This is a genomic window from Bacillus sp. AL-1R (assembly GCF_052180195.1).
Lineage (GTDB): Bacteria > Bacillota > Bacilli > Bacillales > Bacillaceae_G > Gottfriedia.
The window spans coordinates 2,667,083-2,684,776 of the sequence record NZ_CP197469.1; the positions used below are offsets into that span (position 1 = coordinate 2,667,083).

The 17,694-nt window shown below is 31.1% G+C and carries 19 protein-coding genes and 2 riboswitches; of the genes, 1 reads left to right on the forward strand and 18 read right to left on the reverse strand.

The window, feature by feature from the left end; translation table 11 throughout:
• Window positions 1-81 precede the first annotated feature (81 nt).
• From cmk to ACSBO6_RS12615, 12 genes are all read right to left on the reverse strand, one after another.
• Window positions 82-762: a (d)CMP kinase gene (gene cmk, locus ACSBO6_RS12560; protein ID WP_098845225.1), complete on the reverse strand. Its 681-nt coding sequence runs from the start codon at window positions 760-762 to the stop codon at window positions 82-84.
• A 137-nt stretch (window positions 763-899) separates the two neighbouring features.
• Window positions 900-1,085 carry a DUF5359 family protein gene (locus ACSBO6_RS12565; RefSeq protein ID WP_098845226.1) on the reverse strand — a complete coding sequence of 62 codons (186 nt, stop codon included), beginning with the start codon at window positions 1,083-1,085 and terminating at the stop codon, window positions 900-902.
• A gap of 146 nt (window positions 1,086-1,231) precedes the next feature.
• Window positions 1,232-2,200 (reverse strand): asparaginase, encoded by a 969-nt coding sequence (locus tag ACSBO6_RS12570; RefSeq protein WP_098845227.1) that lies wholly within the window; start codon window positions 2,198-2,200, stop codon window positions 1,232-1,234.
• Between the two features lie 301 nt (window positions 2,201-2,501).
• Window positions 2,502-3,476, reverse strand: a complete 975-nt coding sequence (locus ACSBO6_RS12575) for a YpdA family putative bacillithiol disulfide reductase (protein ID WP_498843455.1) — start codon at window positions 3,474-3,476, stop codon at window positions 2,502-2,504.
• A 143-nt stretch (window positions 3,477-3,619) separates the two neighbouring features.
• A complete protein-coding gene (locus ACSBO6_RS12580; RefSeq protein ID WP_098845229.1) occupies window positions 3,620-4,900 on the reverse strand; it encodes a Glu/Leu/Phe/Val family dehydrogenase in 1,281 nt (426 codons plus the stop codon).
• 237 nt (window positions 4,901-5,137) lie between these two features.
• Window positions 5,138-5,746, reverse strand: coding sequence for a genetic competence negative regulator (locus ACSBO6_RS12585; protein ID WP_025672362.1), 609 nt, complete (start codon window positions 5,744-5,746; stop codon window positions 5,138-5,140).
• Window positions 5,747-5,822: 76 nt separating this feature from the next.
• Window positions 5,823-6,731: a MerR family transcriptional regulator gene (locus ACSBO6_RS12590; RefSeq protein WP_098845230.1), complete on the reverse strand. Its 909-nt coding sequence runs from the start codon at window positions 6,729-6,731 to the stop codon at window positions 5,823-5,825.
• A gap of 33 nt (window positions 6,732-6,764) precedes the next feature.
• Window positions 6,765-7,472, reverse strand: coding sequence for a metallophosphoesterase family protein (locus ACSBO6_RS12595; protein WP_142339191.1), 708 nt, complete (start codon window positions 7,470-7,472; stop codon window positions 6,765-6,767).
• A 285-nt stretch (window positions 7,473-7,757) separates the two neighbouring features.
• Window positions 7,758-8,375, reverse strand: coding sequence for a LysM peptidoglycan-binding domain-containing protein (locus tag ACSBO6_RS12600; RefSeq protein WP_498843456.1), 618 nt, complete (start codon window positions 8,373-8,375; stop codon window positions 7,758-7,760).
• Window positions 8,372-8,956: a CPBP family intramembrane glutamic endopeptidase gene (locus ACSBO6_RS12605; protein WP_498843457.1), complete on the reverse strand. Its 585-nt coding sequence runs from the start codon at window positions 8,954-8,956 to the stop codon at window positions 8,372-8,374. Before ACSBO6_RS12605 ends, ACSBO6_RS12600 begins: the two co-directional genes overlap by 4 nt.
• Before the next feature lie 9 nt (window positions 8,957-8,965).
• Complete coding sequence (locus tag ACSBO6_RS12610) at window positions 8,966-10,483, reverse strand: RecQ family ATP-dependent DNA helicase (RefSeq protein WP_498843458.1); 1,518 nt, start codon at window positions 10,481-10,483, stop codon at window positions 8,966-8,968.
• Window positions 10,470-11,543 (reverse strand): YpbB family protein, encoded by a 1,074-nt coding sequence (locus tag ACSBO6_RS12615; RefSeq protein ID WP_098845235.1) that lies wholly within the window; start codon window positions 11,541-11,543, stop codon window positions 10,470-10,472. Before ACSBO6_RS12615 ends, ACSBO6_RS12610 begins: the two co-directional genes overlap by 14 nt.
• Window positions 11,544-11,863: 320 nt before the next feature.
• Between ACSBO6_RS12615 and ACSBO6_RS12620 the strand changes: the two genes are divergently transcribed.
• The gene (locus ACSBO6_RS12620) at window positions 11,864-12,112 is read left to right on the forward strand and encodes a ferredoxin (protein ID WP_098845236.1); all 249 of its coding nucleotides are present in this window, start codon (window positions 11,864-11,866) and stop codon (window positions 12,110-12,112) included.
• 137 nt (window positions 12,113-12,249) lie between these two features.
• On the opposite strand, the gene ACSBO6_RS12625 is transcribed toward ACSBO6_RS12620, so the two are convergent.
• The 6 genes from ACSBO6_RS12625 to ACSBO6_RS12650 form a co-directional block, all read right to left on the reverse strand.
• Window positions 12,250-12,819 (reverse strand): ECF transporter S component, encoded by a 570-nt coding sequence (locus tag ACSBO6_RS12625; protein ID WP_098845237.1) that lies wholly within the window; start codon window positions 12,817-12,819, stop codon window positions 12,250-12,252.
• A 214-nt stretch (window positions 12,820-13,033) separates the two neighbouring features.
• Window positions 13,034-13,170, reverse strand: a riboswitch (FMN riboswitch).
• A 330-nt stretch (window positions 13,171-13,500) separates the two neighbouring features.
• A complete protein-coding gene (locus tag ACSBO6_RS12630) occupies window positions 13,501-13,647 on the reverse strand; it encodes a hypothetical protein (RefSeq protein WP_180232858.1) in 147 nt (48 codons plus the stop codon).
• Between the two features lie 289 nt (window positions 13,648-13,936).
• Window positions 13,937-14,506, reverse strand: coding sequence for a cob(I)yrinic acid a,c-diamide adenosyltransferase (locus tag ACSBO6_RS12635; protein WP_098845238.1), 570 nt, complete (start codon window positions 14,504-14,506; stop codon window positions 13,937-13,939).
• Between the two features lie 23 nt (window positions 14,507-14,529).
• On the reverse strand, window positions 14,530-15,315 hold the full coding sequence (locus tag ACSBO6_RS12640; protein WP_498843459.1) for an ABC transporter ATP-binding protein: 786 nt from the start codon (window positions 15,313-15,315) through the stop codon (window positions 14,530-14,532).
• The gene (locus ACSBO6_RS12645) at window positions 15,312-16,364 is read right to left on the reverse strand and encodes a FecCD family ABC transporter permease (RefSeq protein ID WP_098845240.1); all 1,053 of its coding nucleotides are present in this window, start codon (window positions 16,362-16,364) and stop codon (window positions 15,312-15,314) included. The genes ACSBO6_RS12640 and ACSBO6_RS12645 overlap by 4 nt, the downstream gene beginning before the upstream one ends.
• The gene (locus ACSBO6_RS12650; protein ID WP_498843460.1) at window positions 16,330-17,289 is read right to left on the reverse strand and encodes an ABC transporter substrate-binding protein; all 960 of its coding nucleotides are present in this window, start codon (window positions 17,287-17,289) and stop codon (window positions 16,330-16,332) included. The genes ACSBO6_RS12645 and ACSBO6_RS12650 overlap by 35 nt, the downstream gene beginning before the upstream one ends.
• A gap of 124 nt (window positions 17,290-17,413) precedes the next feature.
• Window positions 17,414-17,587: riboswitch (cobalamin riboswitch) on the reverse strand.
• Between the last annotated feature and the right edge of the window lie 107 nt (window positions 17,588-17,694).

Here is a 17,694-nt window from a genome sequence, read left to right on the forward strand (position 1 = left end):
TGGATAGACCAATTATGTATTATCCTCTTTTACCTTCTAATAAATAAGCAGAAAAGTCAAGAAATCTGATGACTAATTCTTCTAAATATTTTTTACTTTTTCTTCAACAATCGTTAATATTTCATTTACGACTTCATCAATACCTTTTGAAGTAGTATCTAATGAGATGGCATCATCTGCTTTTTTCAATGGTGAAACTTCTCGTTCTGAGTCAATTCTGTCTCTTGTTGCGATTTCTATTTTCAATTGTTCTAAATCACTCTCAAAACCGTTTTTGATATTTTCGATATGTCTTCTTTGAGCTCGTTCATCGACAGAAGCAATCATGAAAATCTTAACTTCTGCATCAACTAATACATGAGTCCCAATATCTCTTCCATCCATTACAACCCCACCATTTATTGCATATTGGCGTTGTAAATCGACCATTTTTTTACGAACTAAACTATGTTTTGCAACAAATGATACGTTTCTAGTTACTTCTGGTGTTCTGATTGGCTCAGACACATCAACATTATCAATGAGAACTTTTTGAGTACCTTCTTCCGGAATTAACTCGATCGTCATATTTGAAAGTAAGTTACTTAAAGCCTCTTCGTTATTTACATCAATATTGTTTTGAATCGCTTTAAATGTAAGAGCACGGTACATTGCACCAGTGTCTATATAGACATACCCTAATTTTTTTGCAACAATCTTTGCAACTGTACTTTTACCAGCAGCTGCAGGTCCATCTATCGCTATACTAATTTTTTTACTCATAATTCCTCCTACATAAAAAAAGTGCTACTTCTATAGCAATCTTTAATCTTATCATGTCCTAAAAAATAAAAACAAATAAAAATAAAGCAGACTAGGCTGCTTTATTTTATATTACCATATGATTGTGACGAATTCATCTATTTACCAATATGATTATATACTTCTCTCGTTACGTCCTTTGCTTTTTGTGTAACGCCTTCATACAATTCAATTTTTGTTAAATAGACAGAAAGACTAGGGAATGATAGGACGTATTGACTCATGACTAAGCAAATTAATTGAATAATAATTAATTTAATTAGGATCCGTTCGATTCTTTTCATTTATAATCATACCTTTTTTATTACCAGTATGATTAGATTCAACTAATTTTATACACTATTTAGAATTTATTTTTTAATCTTTACATATTAAACAAAAAAAAACGTGCAATGCACGTTTCCTCGAGAAATGTATAAACAAGTAAAAATTATATAGAAAATCCTTCAAGAATATTATTCTTTTCAGATGCTAACATAACAGTTAATTTAATTCTTGCCTTTTTACTATCATAATCTTTACCTAAAATTACACCTTTATTAACTAAATCATAAGCACTTCCGTAATAATCATATGTCGGATATACTTCGCCTTCTTCAGAACTAGTTGTGATGACTACTTTAATACCATTTTTAACTGCTTTTTCAATTTCTTCTGTCATATGTGGTGATACTTGACCTCTTCCAACACCTTCAAGGACAATACCTTTAGCACCATTTTCGACAGCTGCTTTAATTAAATATCCTTTTGCCTCAATATAACATTTAATGATATCAACTTGAGGTAACTCACTTGTAATTTTGTATTTATCCTTTATTACCGGTTTTTGATAAATATGTACTTTATCGTTATCGATAATACCTAAGTATCCGAATCCAAATACGTTAAACCCTTGTATATTAGATGCATGTTCTTTTTTAACATATCTTGCAGTAAAAATACGTTCATTAAACACGACAACTGTTCCAACGTTTCTAGTAGATTCGTCTGATGCAGTATAAATTGCATGTCTTAAATTAATAAAAGCATCGGTACCTAATTCACCTGGTGATCTTTGAGAACCGGTAATAACAACTGGACGTTCATCATCAATTGTTAAATCTAAAAAATAAGCCGTTTCTTCTAATGTATCAGTACCATGGGTAACGACAACCCCATCGATTGTTTCATCTTGATAATATTCTTCAATTTTATTCTTTAATAACATCCAATGTTCAAAGCCTATGTGCATACTAGGAACTTGGAAAAAAGAATCAACAATAACATTTATATCTTTTGGTAAATTAAGCATTTCTGCAATTTCTTGACCTGACAATGCCCCAGAATCTAATTTACCTGATTCTGCATTTGGTTTACTAGCAATCGTTCCACCTGTTGTGATTAATACTACTTTTTTCATATTTGCACCTCATTTCACAAGAAATTATAACATTTTAAAATTCTTCAAGTAAACAGAAAACGGCTTGAAAATCATTAATAAAAAAAAACGTAGCATAGCTACGTTTCAGGCTGTCGACAAAGTCGACAGCTATTTTTTATGCGAAGACTAGTATCAAGATATAGTGCCTTTTCTTTAAATCTCCAACTAAATGTGCTAATAAAAAGTATAAAAAACCCCTTTTTCAACAAGTTTAATTTTGAAAAAGGGGTTTGTCTACACTCTGAAACGTAGCATAGCTACGTTTTTAGTTCATTTAACATTATTTATTACTAGCCAGGTGAGAAGCGATTAAGTCACCATGAAAACGACCATTTTCAATAAAAATTTCGTTTGCATTGTTTCCTGCAGCAATTACCCCTGCAATATAAATGCCTTCAATATTTGTTTCCATCGTTTCTGGATTAAATAATGGTCTTCCTGTTGCATCATCAACTTTTACGCCCATACTTTTGATTAATGTATGATCAGGATGGTAACCTGTCATAGCATAGACAAAGTCATTTTCAATTTCAACGATTTGTCCTTCTTTTTCGTAGACTACTGATGATTCTTTTATTTCAAGTAGATTTGCGTTAAATTCCATTTTAATTGTTTCAGAACGGACAAGAGCCTCGAATTCTGGTAAAACCCAAGGTTTAATACTTGGTGAATAAGAACTTCCTCTATAAAGTACAGTTACATCTGCTCCACACTTTTCTAGTTCGAGTGCTGCGTCAACACTGGAGTTTTTACCTCCAATCACGACAACCTTCTGGTTAAAATGTTGATGACCTTCAAAAAAGTAATGCGAAACTTTTTTAAGTTGTTCACCTGGAGTTGATAAATAGTTTGGTTGGTCATAATATCCAGTTGCTACAATAACAGCTTTTGCTTCATAACGTTTTTTTTCACCATTTATTGTAACTGATTCAATGATAAAATCATTTTTCTTACTAACCGTTTTTACTTCTTCAAAAGCATTGATTCTTATTCGATTCCGTTTAACAACGTCACGGTAATATGCTAGAGCTTGGTGTTTTTTTGGTTTTCTACCTTCAATAATAAATGGAATATTTCCCACTTCTAATTTTTCACTTGTACTAAAAAATGTTTGATGCGTAGGAAAACGACTGAGGGTATGAACGATATTTCCTTTTTCAATTATTAATGCAGATATCCCCTTATTTTTTAGTGCTAAATAAGCCGCAATACCACAGGGCCCTCCGCCAATGATTAGAACTTCTACTTTTTCCATTTGAAACATCTCCAATAAACTAGAGTCTTAGTTATATTTACTATTACTATTTTACGTAAAATATTCTATTTGTCTAATAATAGCTAGTCCAAATAAAAAACAAGATGGAAATTTCCCATCTTGTTTTAAACTTAGTACTATTCTTATACCCAGCCTCTAAATCGGCTAGCTTCAGCCATTTTACGCGCACCAACCATATAAGCAGCTAATCGCATATTTACTTTTCTATTTACACTTGTTTCATAAATATTATTAAATGAACGTACCATAACTTTTTCTAATCGCTCTTCTACTTCTTCTTCAGTCCAGTAATAACCTTGGTTATTCTGTACCCATTCAAAGTAAGAAACCGTTACGCCACCAGCACTTGCTAACACGTCTGGTACTAATAAGATTCCACGCTCTGTTAAAATTTTTGTAGCCTCAAGTGTTGTTGGTCCATTAGCAGCTTCAACTACGATACTTGCTTTAATATTATGAGCATTATCTTTTGTAATTTGATTTTCAATCGCTGCTGGAACTAAGATATCACACTCTAACTCTAATAATTCTTTATTTGAAATTGTATTATTAAATAGTTTAGTAATTGTACCAAAGCTATCTCTACGATCTAATAAATAATCAATGTCTAAGCCGTTTGGATCATGAAGTGCACCATAAGCATCAGAAATACCAATAACTTTTGCGCCTGCATCATGCATAAATTTCGCTAAGAAGCTACCTGCATTACCAAATCCTTGGATAACAACTCGTGCACCTTCTAAGTTAATGCCTTTACGTTTTGCTGCCTCACGTATTACGATTGTTACACCTTTTGCAGTAGCTGTTTCACGTCCGTGAGATCCACCTAATACTAATGGTTTACCAGTAATAAAACCAGGTGAGTTAAATTCATCGATTCTAGAATATTCATCCATCATCCAAGCCATAATTTGTGAATTTGTAAATACGTCTGGAGCTGGAATATCTTTAGTTGGTCCTACGATTTGGCTAATTGCACGAACATAACCGCGGCTAAGTCTTTCTAACTCACGGAATGACATATCACGTGGATCACAAATAATTCCACCTTTACCTCCACCATATGGTAAATCTACAATTCCACATTTTAAGCTCATCCAGATTGAAAGGGCTTTAACTTCATTTTCTGTTACATTTGGATGGAAACGGATACCACCTTTAGTTGGTCCTACCGCATCATTATGTTGAGCTCTGTAACCAGTGAAAATTTTCACTTGTCCATCATCCATGCGAACTGGAATTTTTACAGTCATCATACGAACTGGTTCTTTTAATAGTTCATACATTTCATTTGAATATCCTAATTTTTCTAACGCTTCTTTAATAACTACTTGTGTAGGCGCTAGTACATCTAAATGTTCTTCAGTGTTGCTATTTTTCTCTGTAGATTTCTCGGCAACCATTGTAAACCCCCTAGAAATTTGAACGATGAAAAGATTCATTCATTCTGAAATTAGTATACAACTTTCCATCCCATTTTGAAAGTTATAAACACATAGAAAACAAAATATAATATTCGTTTAATGTAAGCGTTTTCTATGGTCATTATACTCCTATTTCCAAAATTTGAAAAGGAAAGAATTCGAAGAAATACAATATATTTATAAAAAATTTACAAAAGTAAAACCTCTCGTAAAAAATTACTGAGAGGCTTTATTTTTAACGAAATAAAAATGCAGTTGTTCAATAGCATTTTCTGATATAAGTTCTTTACCATATTCAATAATACGGTAAATTGTTCTAGTGGAAGGATTGCCATATTCAGCTAAAATCGCATAAAATGTTTCACGATCTAGTCTTCCTATTTCATTCTCCTCGAACTTTAAGTAAAACGTATTTTCAAAAGAGAATAATCTTCCACCTAAAGCATCACATGAAACCAATTTTTCAGAAAGTAGGATTAGATCATCTAATGTAGAAAACTCGTACAATATATGTTCACTTTCATCTAGGATTACTTCCATCGAGATAAAGTCGTCTTGAAACTCATCTTCCTCTTCTTCAATTTCATCGGATTTTGTGACAATTACAACCATTCCTTGAGCTTGAAGAGAGAAAACTTCAACGGATACTTTTCCATCTACTTCGAAACCTAGTTCTACGCTAGCTTCATGCATCATATCTTGAAAAAGCTGTTGAACTTTTGGTGCATTGTACCATAAGTCTTCTTTTGTCAGACCACGTTCAGATAAATCATCAGATGTAAGAAAAACTTTTATTTTATTGTAGTTCAACCGTTCCAACCTCATGAACTAGCCTCCTTGCTGCATTTACCATAGTACAGTTTATGTTTTTATCTAATTTTGGTGATTCTAAAGTCAAAATTCATTTATAATTAAAATTCTGCTTTAACCATTCATCCCAGTTCGATTGTTGACTCCCAATATAAAATTCCTGTATGGAATCCATAATCGGGCTTTCACAAGTTGAAACTGCATGACCACCAATTCCAATAATGATATCAGGTTTTATTTTTTTAATAGTAATGGCAAGATCAATTGTTTTCTTTAAATTTTCTCTTAACGTACACGTCATGATAAATCCAGCTGGTTTTACTTCATTTATTACTTGTTCTACATCATTTGAATCAATCGATGCGCCTAAATAAATCACTTGAAAACCGATTCTTCTTAAATAAATCGTAAAAATTAATAAGCCTAGTTCGTGCTTTTCTTCTGGTCCACAAACTGCAATTAACTTCGGCAAATGTTTATTGTTAGGTAAGTTTTGATAGATCATCCCTAATCTTGTTCTTAAAAAAGATGTTGCAAAATGTTCATGGGCACTAGTAATTTCACCATTACGACATTTATCACCTATTAGTATGAAAACCTTCGAAATAATTTTAAATAATACTTTATCAACAGAAAAAAGACTAAAAGCTTCATTCACATAATTATGAGCTTCACTTTCTTCAAAAGATAATAATGAAGAAACAATTCGATTTACTAGTGCATCAGATTGTAGATTTTCAGTAAGAGAGCTGTCATTAGACGATTTATGTTCTTTTGCTTCATATAAGTTAATTGCTTGTCCAATTGTAAACCCTTCATTCACTTTTTGAACGAGCCATTTTAAAATAAAAACATGTTCCTCTGTATATAATCGATGGCCAGCATCATTTCGTACAGGACTAATGATATTATATCTTCGTTCCCAAGCTCTTAAAGTGCCAGGTAATATCCCAACAATGTTAGAAATTGCTTTAATATTGTACTTTCCTATTTGGGCCAATTTTCTTTCCTCCTGCATGTAAACAAGAAACACTTAGTTCATAACTTCAAAATTTAATACTGTAATTGTGTTTTGTTTGCGAATTCCTTTATTGTTATATAGCTCCAAATATACCGTTTTCTGATTTCGATTTCCATTTAATTGACTTCTTTCAAACAGATAAACTTGAATACTTTCAAAATTACTACTATTACTATCCATGACCTCAGTATAACTTGCTAAAATACTAAAATCATCTCCATATCGCTCTTCAAGTGCATAGTCTAAATGATCTCTCTTTGTTTTCACATCATCTAAACCAACAATTGAAAACTTAGTACCATTTTCAGTCTCAAATGAAGCACTTTTATTTTCTAAAATTGTAACTTTACAATCTAGTAATAATGCATTTAGATCTCTATAGTTGCCACTATAATCATGATCATTCCACAAAAAATAGACTGGAGCCATAGAGGATAAATAGTGAATATTTTCACCTTTATATTTTTTTGACTTCTTTTTCGAATAACCGCTTAAAAGAATGATCGTATTATGATTGCAAATTTTTTCAATCTCTGTCAATTTATAAAATAGATCGCCTATATTTGGAATCCAAATAAGCTGAATTGATTCTAAAGAATCATCTACATGTTTTATATTAATTTTTCTATGTATAATTTCTAACTTACTTTTTCGATTAATTAATAAAATAAGTGCTACAATTACTACAATTCCGATCAATGATATTATTTTTATGTTCATTTCCCCCTTGTTATAAAACAAAGCAATGTCTGCTAGAAATCTCAAATTATACTTCATTCAAATAAATCAATTTTTACATATTTTGTTGCTACAGTTCAAAGTGCTTTTTTTTATTATACAAAAACTAGTAGGAATTGAAAAATTTTAAACAACGAAAAAACTTATGGCCATTGATACAAAATGGGCATAAGTCTTTTAAGTGAAATAAAGTTTAATCGGTTCGAATAGTCTATTTTCGTATGATTTCGAATTTCATTTTTCATTGCCTCTATAGATTTCTTAACCTTATTTAACCACATCGACATTTAATGGGATTTTTAGAATCTGACCAGGCGTTACTTCAATCCCATTTAAATGATTTGCATCTTGAATAATTTCTTCGCCATCACGATTACCATAATATTTCATTGAAATCGTAAATAAAGTTTCACCTCTTTTGACTTCGTGATTAATCACTTTAACTCCAATAGTTGCACTTGAATCAGCTTGAAGTTTTACGCCATTATTAATCTCTTTTTTGGTTGAAGCTTTATTCTGAGTTTCCTTCTTTTTTTGCTTTTTAACATTGTTACTCGCAGCTAATTCAACTTTTTCAAATTTATTTGAAGGTATGATTAAACTTCCTTTTTCAGTAAATATTTTATCGTATTTACTATGTACAAACTTAACTACTCCAAAAGGTAACATGATAAAGATTATGACTAAAGCAGTAATTAAAGGATACTTTATTTTCCACCAAGGTCTACGTAGATCCTCTTTTATTTTCATCGTTTCACTTCTTGGTGGCAAATTTAACAAATCAACTGCTTTATGATCTTCATTTATTTTTTTATTTTTAAATTTCTTATTTTTTTTCATTCGACTTAAGTCAGCGATACGATTAGTCTTAAGCTCATTATTCATTCTTTGTCTTCACTTTCCAAACTTAATTTCATATACAATCCTAAAACATAATCTAATATAAAATGTGCAATAAATACAATAACAAGATTATTTGTTTTCAAATATAAGTAACCTAAGAAAAAACTTTCAATTAATACAATCGTAAGTAAAATCGGTTTTTTCACATATCGAAAATGAACTAAAGCAAACACAACGGATGCAATAATTAATCCAAATTTAGCTTGAATAAATCCTCGAAAAAATAATTCTTCTGATAATGCGATTAAAATACAAAGTATTGTCATTTCAGGAACTGAGAGTGACGTAAAGAATCTTTTATTAAATCCACCATCATCCAATAAACGCTCTGGAATTGCATAATTTAATAAAATATTAAATAATACGAGTGAAAATCCAGCACCGAATCCAAATAAATAGGTTTTATAGCTTTTTAATAAATGTAAATCATCCAAAAATTTTTCTGTACCAATAAAAAAAACAATACATAAAATAGCGATCACTAAAATGATTAACTGTGTGCCATACACGCTTTTCTTCAAATAGTTAACTGGAATTTCTTGACGGTTTAATTCGCTTTCCATATAGATTCCTCACAGCCCCAATTTATTTCTTAATTCTTGTCCCCATGTAAGTACGTTATGATTTTCATATTTCTCATGATTAGTTGAACAATACTCATCAAACGAAATACCACAAATGTTACAGCAATTTCTTGGTCTATTTATTAACATTTCATCAAATAGGAGAAGATATTTTTCTCGATAACATGTAGATGAAGATAGAAAATCAATCATCGCTTTAAGTTTTAAATATTTCACCTTTTTTCTCTCTGAAATTAACTCTTTGATCGATTCTAATAAGCGATCATTTATTTTTTCGAAATACAAATGTTCTTCTACAATTACATTATATTTAACCATTTTAGAATGAAGTGTTGTCCACTGTACTTCACTAAATTGAAAAACCGCTTTCCAATTAGACACAAGTGTTTCAGTTAATTTAATCGGATCTTCTTCTAATCTTTTTACGTACGATAGAAAAGATTCAACTTGATTCATAGTAAGGATTTCGTCATCAATCAACCTTAGTGGTAACTCATGATCGTTTTCACATACAATTAGAATTGCTATACTTGGCTTTCCATCTCGTCCAGCACGTCCAATTTCTTGAAGATAATTCTCAATGTTTGACGGATACTGGTAATGAATTACAAATCTTACATTAGGTTTATTAATTCCCATACCAAAAGCACTTGTACAAACTATGATATCAATTTGATTTTGAATAAATTGTTGTTGAATTAAAATTCTTTGTTCTTGTTCCATTCCACCATGATAATAAGCAACTTTACAATTTAACTTTTCACTTAAAGTATGTGAAATTTTCTCACAAGTAGCTCTAGTACCACAATAAACGATGCCTGGACCTGTTAATTTAGAAAGATGATTAGTTAATAAGTAGAGCTTTTCTATTTCCGAATCTACTTTTTCAACTTGAATTGCTATGTTCTCTCTATTTACTGAATTGATATATTGTTGAACATCTTTTAACTGTAGTATTTCGATTATTTCGTCCCGCACATTTTTGCTAGCTGTAGCGGTTAAAGCTAAAACCGTAGGATTATTTAATTTCCGCTTTATTTCCCCTAGCGTTTTATATTCTGGCCTAAAATCATGGCCCCACTGTGATATACAATGGGCTTCATCAACCACAAATAATGAGATTTTAGACGCAGAAAGCTTTTGAATTAAAAATTGATTTTGTAACATTTCAGGCGAAACAAAAATAAACTTATAGCTACTAATATGATTAAATAAATATTTTTTTTGCTCAAAACTTCTAAAGCTATTTAGTGCAATAACTCGTTTATCTCCGAATGATTTAATCTGTTCTACTTGATCCTCCATAAGTGAAAGTAAAGGTGAAACGATTACTACAACACCAGGTAACAGTAGCCCTGTTAATTGATATAATAGTGACTTCCCTCCACCTGTAGGAAGCATCGCTAAAACATCTTTTGAGTTTATCAAATCATTAATAATTTCTTTTTGGCTATTACGAAAACTTGAATAACCGAATTTTTCGTATAGCACTTTATTTAGGTCCATATAAATCACCCATTCTTGCAAGAGTAATACGAATTTGAAAATAAGTTACCTCATTTAATAAAGCTTCTTTAATAATTTTTAATTTCCTTGTATTAAGTTCAATTATTTTATTTTTTATTAAAGTAAATTGTTTTGTCGAAATAAATTGATGAATTGGAAATAATTTATCACTTAATACACACTCCACTATATGATCCTCGATTGTACTAATTTTTAAATTACGAATCGCTGCTATTTCTTGAATGGTTTTACCTTCTTTAAATAATCGCTTCGTTTCGATTGAAGTATTCGTAATATTAGTACGTTTATCTCCTTTAACAAATTTACTTAATAAAGGATAATGATTGTTCCCTTCGACCAAAATAGTGATGATATGATGCAAAGTATTAATCGAGTTGAGATAAATTTTTTCAACAGCTACTTTGTGTTCAGATGCAATCTGTTCAAACGTCATGCCATAAGAATTAGCACCAGACAATCGTTTCACAAATAATAATGCATCTTCGTCACTTAAATTTTCTAAAATTGTATGTAATTCATTGTAAAATTGCTTAACTAATTCGTCTTTATTCCCATTATAATTAAGAATCTCATTTTTTACCCATTCTTGTATGTCTTGATCTTGAATAACTGCTCTAAAATAGTTTAATTTCATATTCAAATTGGAAACTGTTTGAAAAAATAATGAAAACCTTTTCCAAAAAATCTTTTGAATACTCGAAAACCTTAGACCATTTATATGTGTAAATTCCATAAACTGTAATTTTTGATTTGCTAAATATGCTTGACCATTTTTATTTAACAAATAAATATTTTTATTTTCAGTTTGACCTATGTACCCTTTAACCTCTAACCCATTTATAATTTCTTGCATATTTTGATGGGTAAGGAAATGAAAAAGTCCGAAAAATGATGTGACATGATAAAAATGAGAATCTTGTATAATCTGAGCACTTTGTTTACCTTTTAATAAATACAATATACCTTGGATCGTTCGTTCACCATTATACCGATGAAGTAAAAAAAGGATGATTTCTTCCAAAATTGATAGTTTAGACATTATAAACCTCTCAAATAAATTTATTCCATTAATATATTTGAATATTTTTTCGAATTATTATTAGTAGTTTAAAAATATTTGTGTATTTTTTCTAACTAGTTGTTATTTCTTCTAGCTTATCATATGTATCAATATCCAAACCATTTTAAACAAATAAAAATCATTATTTATTTTATTTGAAATTTCATCATTTCTCGTTTTTTTCAAAACCTTGTACAATTATATTGAAAAGTTTTGGAAACCGTTTTAAAATGTTTACAGGTACATTACAAAAATAGTATCTGTAATAAAAACAGGGAATAATTTGGGAGGTCAATACAATGGCAAAATATACAATCGTTGATAAAGACACTTGTATCGCATGTGGCGCATGTGGCGCTGCTGCACCTGATATCTATGACTATGATGATGAAGGGATTGCATACGTTACTCTAGATGATAACCAAGGAATCGTTGAAATTCCAGACGTATTACTTGATGACATGATGGATGCATTTGAAGGATGCCCAACAGACTCAATCAAAGTTGCTGACGAAGCATTCGATGGCGACGCTTTAAAATTCGAATAGTAAAAACTGCGGCGGAAGTTATTTCGTCGCTTTTTTTATTTTTAAAACTTTGATACCTTTTTCACTTTACAAATGCATTTCTAACGATACAAAAAACAAAAAGTGTCTACCGAAATTTAGTAGACACTTTCATTTATTTATACATTGTGGACATTCATTCTTTGAGTTAACCAAACCTTTAATTTAGGGTAAATCACTAAGAATAAGATCATAATTAACAGACCTTTAATTGCATTAAATGGCATGATTGAAGTGACAATTACTTCATTTGGCAGGTTAAAATTCATGAAATGTGCATATGCAGGTAAGAACACAAAATAATTTAATAAGCTTAAAATTCCCGTCATCACTACAGTACCAATGATTAATCCAAAAGTTAAGCCTTTTACTGAACGATATTTTCTAAAGAAATATGTCGCAGGTAAAATGTATAATACTCCTGCACAAAAATTAGCAAATTCCCCTATTGGTACACCAGTCATACTACCATTAATAACGTAATGAAGTATGTTTTTGATTAACTCTACGCCAATTCCAGCTACCGGTCCAAAAACAATTGCGCCTATTAAAGCCGGAACCTCACTGAAGTCAATTTGAAGCCATACTGGGAATGCAGGAAGTGGAAAATCCAGCATCATCAAAAGATACGAAATACTGCTGAGCATTGCCACTACTACCATTTTATTTACTTTGTTGCGTTGTTGCATAATACCTCTCTCCTTTTTCCCGATCTTATCAAGAAAAATGAAAGGTTCGCTTAAGTAGCGTTATTATTTGCACATATTATAAAAAGTCCAAATTTAAAATGAAAAAACAGTATAAAATTATGCAAATAAAATCCCCTATTTTTTTTAGAATAGGGGAGAATTTTCAGCACGCCAAATAAGCGTTCAAAAAGATGAATTTTTTGAACTTGCGAACCTCCATCTTCTCCCATCCAGACTATACTGTCGGCTCTAGAATCGCACTAGATCCTGCCCAAAAAATCAGGCTCGCGGGCTTATAAGCAATGCTTAATTACCGCCGGTGGGGAATTTCACCCCGCCCCGAAGATAGATCGTTTATTAAATTACAGTTTAATGTTACTAAATTAAATACAGTTTGTAAATAAAAATCTCTTCCTATTCATTTAACGTCATTACTTATGTTTTCTTGACAAAAACTTACTATCGAATCATCCCTATTGTAAAGACTGCTCTATACTTTATCATTTAACAAATACTGTATAATCAATTCCTTTTGCATATTTTAATATGTTTATTTATATTTTCTGAGAATTGGATCTTTACTATTCTTTCTCCTTAAAACAAAAATAGAACTTCGCATATAAATGTCCTTTACTAAAATAAGTAGTAAATTACATTTAAAAAGGAAGTTCATAAAAAACACTAAGGGTTTGAAACTATTTTTAATTCATGAAAATTTTTCACTTCTATTAGATCCTTTAAATTATCTCGATTTCCTCCAATAAATAAAAGTCCAATCGTTAAAACAAAAACGACAATCAACAAACATCTCCTAAGAAAATCAAACATTATTTGCCTCCTACCTAAAGAAATGTGGAAGTGTGTTATCAGCCATATACCGGTGAACTGTCTACTGATCATACATAAAAAAATTAGAGTAGACGTATCACCCATTTCAATCTTTAACTCTTTTTATGTATTTCGCTTAAGAAGTATTAGAAACCGAAAATGTATATACCACTAAGTACATTTACTAAAACTTACACTCAATCATTCTATGATTGAAAAAAAGTATTTATACAAAAAAAATAGCAATTGATTAGAAAAATTCAACTATTCAATCGCTATTTTTCTTATTTTATTTTTTATCAGTTCGAAATACGATTGCTCCTCTTTCGTATTCAACATCCTTAATATTTAAACGAGTATTGATTACCCTAGCAAGCGCAAAGAAATAATCAGATAATCGATTTAAATATAAAAATACTGGAAGATGTATGTTTTCTTGCTTCATTAATGTTACAACCGTTCTCTCTGCACGTCTTGTTACCGCTCTTGCTTGATGAATGATTGCAGCAGGTTTTGACCCACCAGGTAAAATAAAACGCTGTAATGGGGGAGTTACTTCCATATATTCATCGATTAATGTTTCAAGTTCTTCAACCATTTTCTCTGTTGTTTTAAAAGGGATACTATCTTTTACAACCGCTAAATCTCCACCGCAGTCAAATAGCTCATGTTGGATTTTTTGAAGTGAATTGTAGAGATCCCTCGTATTTTCATGATCTAAATATGTCATTGCGTATCCAACGATTGTATTTACTTCATCAATTGTTCCGTAAGCCTCAACCCTTAAATCATCTTTATCTACTCGTTTACCTACTAAGCTAGTCTGACCTTTATCCCCAGTTTTTGTATAAATTTTCATGAAAAACCACTCCTTTTTTCAATTTACAATACATTACTTTTATATATAATGACCTTTTTATTTGTTTCTGGATTATCTATAATTTGAAAAGATGTGTCATATAAACCTTTTAATAAACTTTCATTTAAAACTTTGTCTGTTTTTCCTTCGATATAAATTTTACCATCCTTTAATCCTATTAATCGATCACAGTATAGGCTTGCTAAATTTAAGTCATGAAAAACAGTTACAATCGTTTTATTCTCTTTTTTTTGTAATTCCTTTAACACGTCTAAAATTTTTATAGTATGCATTAAATCTAAATGGTTACTTGGTTCGTCTAAAAAAATATATGGTGTCTCTTGAGCAAAGCATTGAGCAAGAAATACTCTTTGCCGTTCACCACCACTGATTTCATTGATAAAACTTTTTTCCATTTTCTTAGTACCAGTCATCAACATTGCATGATTGACCGCAGTTTCATCAATTGTGGACCAACTAGGAAAAAAGGAAGACGAATGCGCAAGGCGTCCAAGTTTTACTGTTTCTTTTACCTCATAAGAATAAGTATAGGAATTTTGTTGGGATAAAACAGCAATTTTTTTTGCTATTTGTTTATTAGACATACTAGAAATAAATTCTCCATCCAACATGACATTTCCTTTAGACGGCTTAAAAAGTCCACAAAGAATATTTAAAAACGTGGACTTCCCACTCCCATTTGGGCCAATAATTCCTAGCCATTCTCCCTGATTAATAGAATATGACAGCGAATTCAAATCAGTATGAATTCCATCATATGAATATGAGATATCTTGACATTTGATCATACTTTTCCCCTATTTCTTTTCAAAGATAGTAATATAAAAGCAAATATTGGAGCACCAATTAAAGAAGTAATTACCCCGATTGGTAACTCTCTTGGGGCTAAAACAACTCTCGATAATATGTCAGAGGCGATTAAAAAGATTGCACCATTGATCATTGATAAAGGTAGTAATTTTTTATGCAATGGTCCTACAAGTGTTCTAGTAAAATGAGGAACTACTAATCCTACAAATCCGATTGTTCCGGAAACAGCCACTGCTGCACCAGATAAAATACTTCCAGTTAACAAAATTAAATAAGTGGATTTTTTCACATCAATTCCGATATGTTTTGCATTTGTGCTACCAAATGTCATCGCATCTAGCTGCCTATTTTGACTAAATAAAATTAAGAAAGAAATCATTAAAAACGGTAATAAACTTAGAGAGTACTGAATGCCTCTCCCACCAATATTGCCCATTAACCACCCTATTACTGCACGTAGCTCATTATTTGAAAACGTTATAAATAATGACAATAATGCAGAACAAAATGAACTGATTATAATACCACCTAATATAATTGTCTCAACATTTAGAGAACGATCTAGTTTTCTAACAAATACTAATAATAAAATAAGTGTACCAAATCCAAATAATATACTCACTACTGGTAATGTAAAATAAGTTACAATAGGTAAGCTTATTTGAAAAAACAAAACCACCACCGCTCCAACAGAGGCTCCTGAAGAAACCCCCAATGTAAAAGGATCAGCTAATGGATTTTTAAGGATTCCTTGAAATGCAACACCTGCCAATGAAAGGCTCGCACCGACTAATCCAGCTAACATAACCCTTGGCACTCGTATATTCATCACAATAGTTTGTATATCTGCTGGAACATAATTAGTTTTAAATAGAACATCTGAAAAGCTAGAAATGATAGAGGAAAAGGGAATCGATGTAGATCCGATCGAAACCCCTAAAATAAATAAAAAAATTAATAAAATAATTGGAATTAAAAAAATTAAATATGTATTATTTAAAAAGCTCTGGGTAAACCGCCTTTGCAATTGCTTCGACTCCCTCTGCAAGTCTTGGACCTGGTCTTGATGTTGTATCTGCATTTATGTCATAAACACGTTTATTTTTAATGGCATTTACTGTTTTCCAGTTTTTTCTATTCATTATCGTTTTTTCTAAGTTTGGAGCGTAATCTCCGTAAGTTGTTAAAATCACATCAGGATTGGCTTTAATCGCTGATTCTTCACTATACAGTACCCATCCTTTTTCGCTTTCAGCTATGTTTTTAGCATGAACAATTGAAATCATTTCATCAAGGAATGTACCTTTACCTGCTGTATATATTTCTGGTGGTCCTGATATTTCAAGCCAAACCTTTGGATTTGAATTTGCTTTAGCTGTTTTTTTACTAATTTCATCTAATTTTGTTTTCATATCAGTTACAACCTTTTTCGATTGCTCTGTTTTTCCTGTTATTAGTCCAACTTGTTGAATCGTATCATACACATCATTAATAGTTGCAGCATTTTTCACGACAAAAACATTAATCCCCGCTTGTTTTATCTGTTCTATGCCGTCAGCAGAAATTCCTAAACTTGATTCATGTGCTAAAACTAAATCAGGTTTTAATGAAATAATCTTTTCAACATTATATGTCATATCGGCATTACTTCCGCCAACTTTATCTATTGATTTTACTTCTTTTGGATAATTGTCAAAATCCGTTACACCGACTACATTTTTGCCATCACCAATAGAAAACAAGATTTCCGTATTACTCGGAATAAGTGATACGATTCTTTTAGGTGCTTCTTTAAAACTAATTTCTTTATTCGTTGCATCTTTTACAGTCATTGGAAAAGTTGCTTGTTCACTCTTATGTACATTCGATTTTTTTTGTGTCGTATCGGTATTACAACCAAATAATCCTAAACACAAAAACATAATGATCAAACTAGATAAAACCTTTTTCATATAAATCCTCCTAATATAATTGGAAAGCATAAAAAAACCCCATTCATTTTGAACGGGGCTGAAACAACAAATATATACAAGAAGTCTTGCAACTGCTGCTTCAAATTCTTACTCCCCGAAGAATTGAACAAGGATGAATTTAGCAGGTCTACTGACTTTGTTTCAACCTACTCCGACCTTCCCATTCTAAAAAGAACAGTGGTTATTCGTTTCGTCCACATTACAGTTGCGGGGACAGTTCTGGATTCTACCAGATTCCCTTTTAAGCAATACTTGCACTAAACTCATCAATCATTCATTTATTCAATCGTAAAATAAATTGGGTAAGAATTCAATTACTTTATTTATTTGTTTTGTTAATCCCTAATCTTTTGTTGTATTCCTGAAGGTAATTCGTCACTAAAT

Bases quoted from the DNA above. Each gene is read 5' to 3' on its own strand.
- cmk (WP_098845225.1), bottom strand. From the start codon at position 762: ATGAGTAAAAAAATTAGTATAGCGATAGATGGACCTGCAGCTGCTGGT.
- ACSBO6_RS12565 (WP_098845226.1), bottom strand. From the start codon at position 1,085: ATGAAAAGAATCGAACGGATCCTAATTAAATTAATTATTATTCAATTA.
- ACSBO6_RS12570 (WP_098845227.1), bottom strand. From the start codon at position 2,200: ATGAAAAAAGTAGTATTAATCACAACAGGTGGAACGATTGCTAGTAAA.
- ACSBO6_RS12575 (WP_498843455.1), bottom strand. From the start codon at position 3,476: ATGGAAAAAGTAGAAGTTCTAATCATTGGCGGAGGGCCCTGTGGTATT.
- ACSBO6_RS12580 (WP_098845229.1), bottom strand. From the start codon at position 4,900: ATGGTTGCCGAGAAATCTACAGAGAAAAATAGCAACACTGAAGAACAT.
- ACSBO6_RS12585 (WP_025672362.1), bottom strand. From the start codon at position 5,746: ATGAGGTTGGAACGGTTGAACTACAATAAAATAAAAGTTTTTCTTACA.
- ACSBO6_RS12595 (WP_142339191.1), bottom strand. From the start codon at position 7,472: ATGAACATAAAAATAATATCATTGATCGGAATTGTAGTAATTGTAGCA.
- ACSBO6_RS12600 (WP_498843456.1), bottom strand. From the start codon at position 8,375: ATGAATAATGAGCTTAAGACTAATCGTATCGCTGACTTAAGTCGAATG.
- ACSBO6_RS12605 (WP_498843457.1), bottom strand. From the start codon at position 8,956: ATGGAAAGCGAATTAAACCGTCAAGAAATTCCAGTTAACTATTTGAAG.
- ACSBO6_RS12610 (WP_498843458.1), bottom strand. From the start codon at position 10,483: ATGGACCTAAATAAAGTGCTATACGAAAAATTCGGTTATTCAAGTTTT.
- ACSBO6_RS12615 (WP_098845235.1), bottom strand. From the start codon at position 11,543: ATGTCTAAACTATCAATTTTGGAAGAAATCATCCTTTTTTTACTTCAT.
- ACSBO6_RS12620 (WP_098845236.1), top strand. From the start codon at position 11,864: ATGGCAAAATATACAATCGTTGATAAAGACACTTGTATCGCATGTGGC.
- ACSBO6_RS12625 (WP_098845237.1), bottom strand. From the start codon at position 12,819: ATGCAACAACGCAACAAAGTAAATAAAATGGTAGTAGTGGCAATGCTC.
- ACSBO6_RS12630 (WP_180232858.1), bottom strand. From the start codon at position 13,647: ATGTTTGATTTTCTTAGGAGATGTTTGTTGATTGTCGTTTTTGTTTTA.
- ACSBO6_RS12635 (WP_098845238.1), bottom strand. From the start codon at position 14,506: ATGAAAATTTATACAAAAACTGGGGATAAAGGTCAGACTAGCTTAGTA.
- ACSBO6_RS12640 (WP_498843459.1), bottom strand. From the start codon at position 15,315: ATGATCAAATGTCAAGATATCTCATATTCATATGATGGAATTCATACT.
- ACSBO6_RS12650 (WP_498843460.1), bottom strand. From the start codon at position 17,289: ATGAAAAAGGTTTTATCTAGTTTGATCATTATGTTTTTGTGTTTAGGA.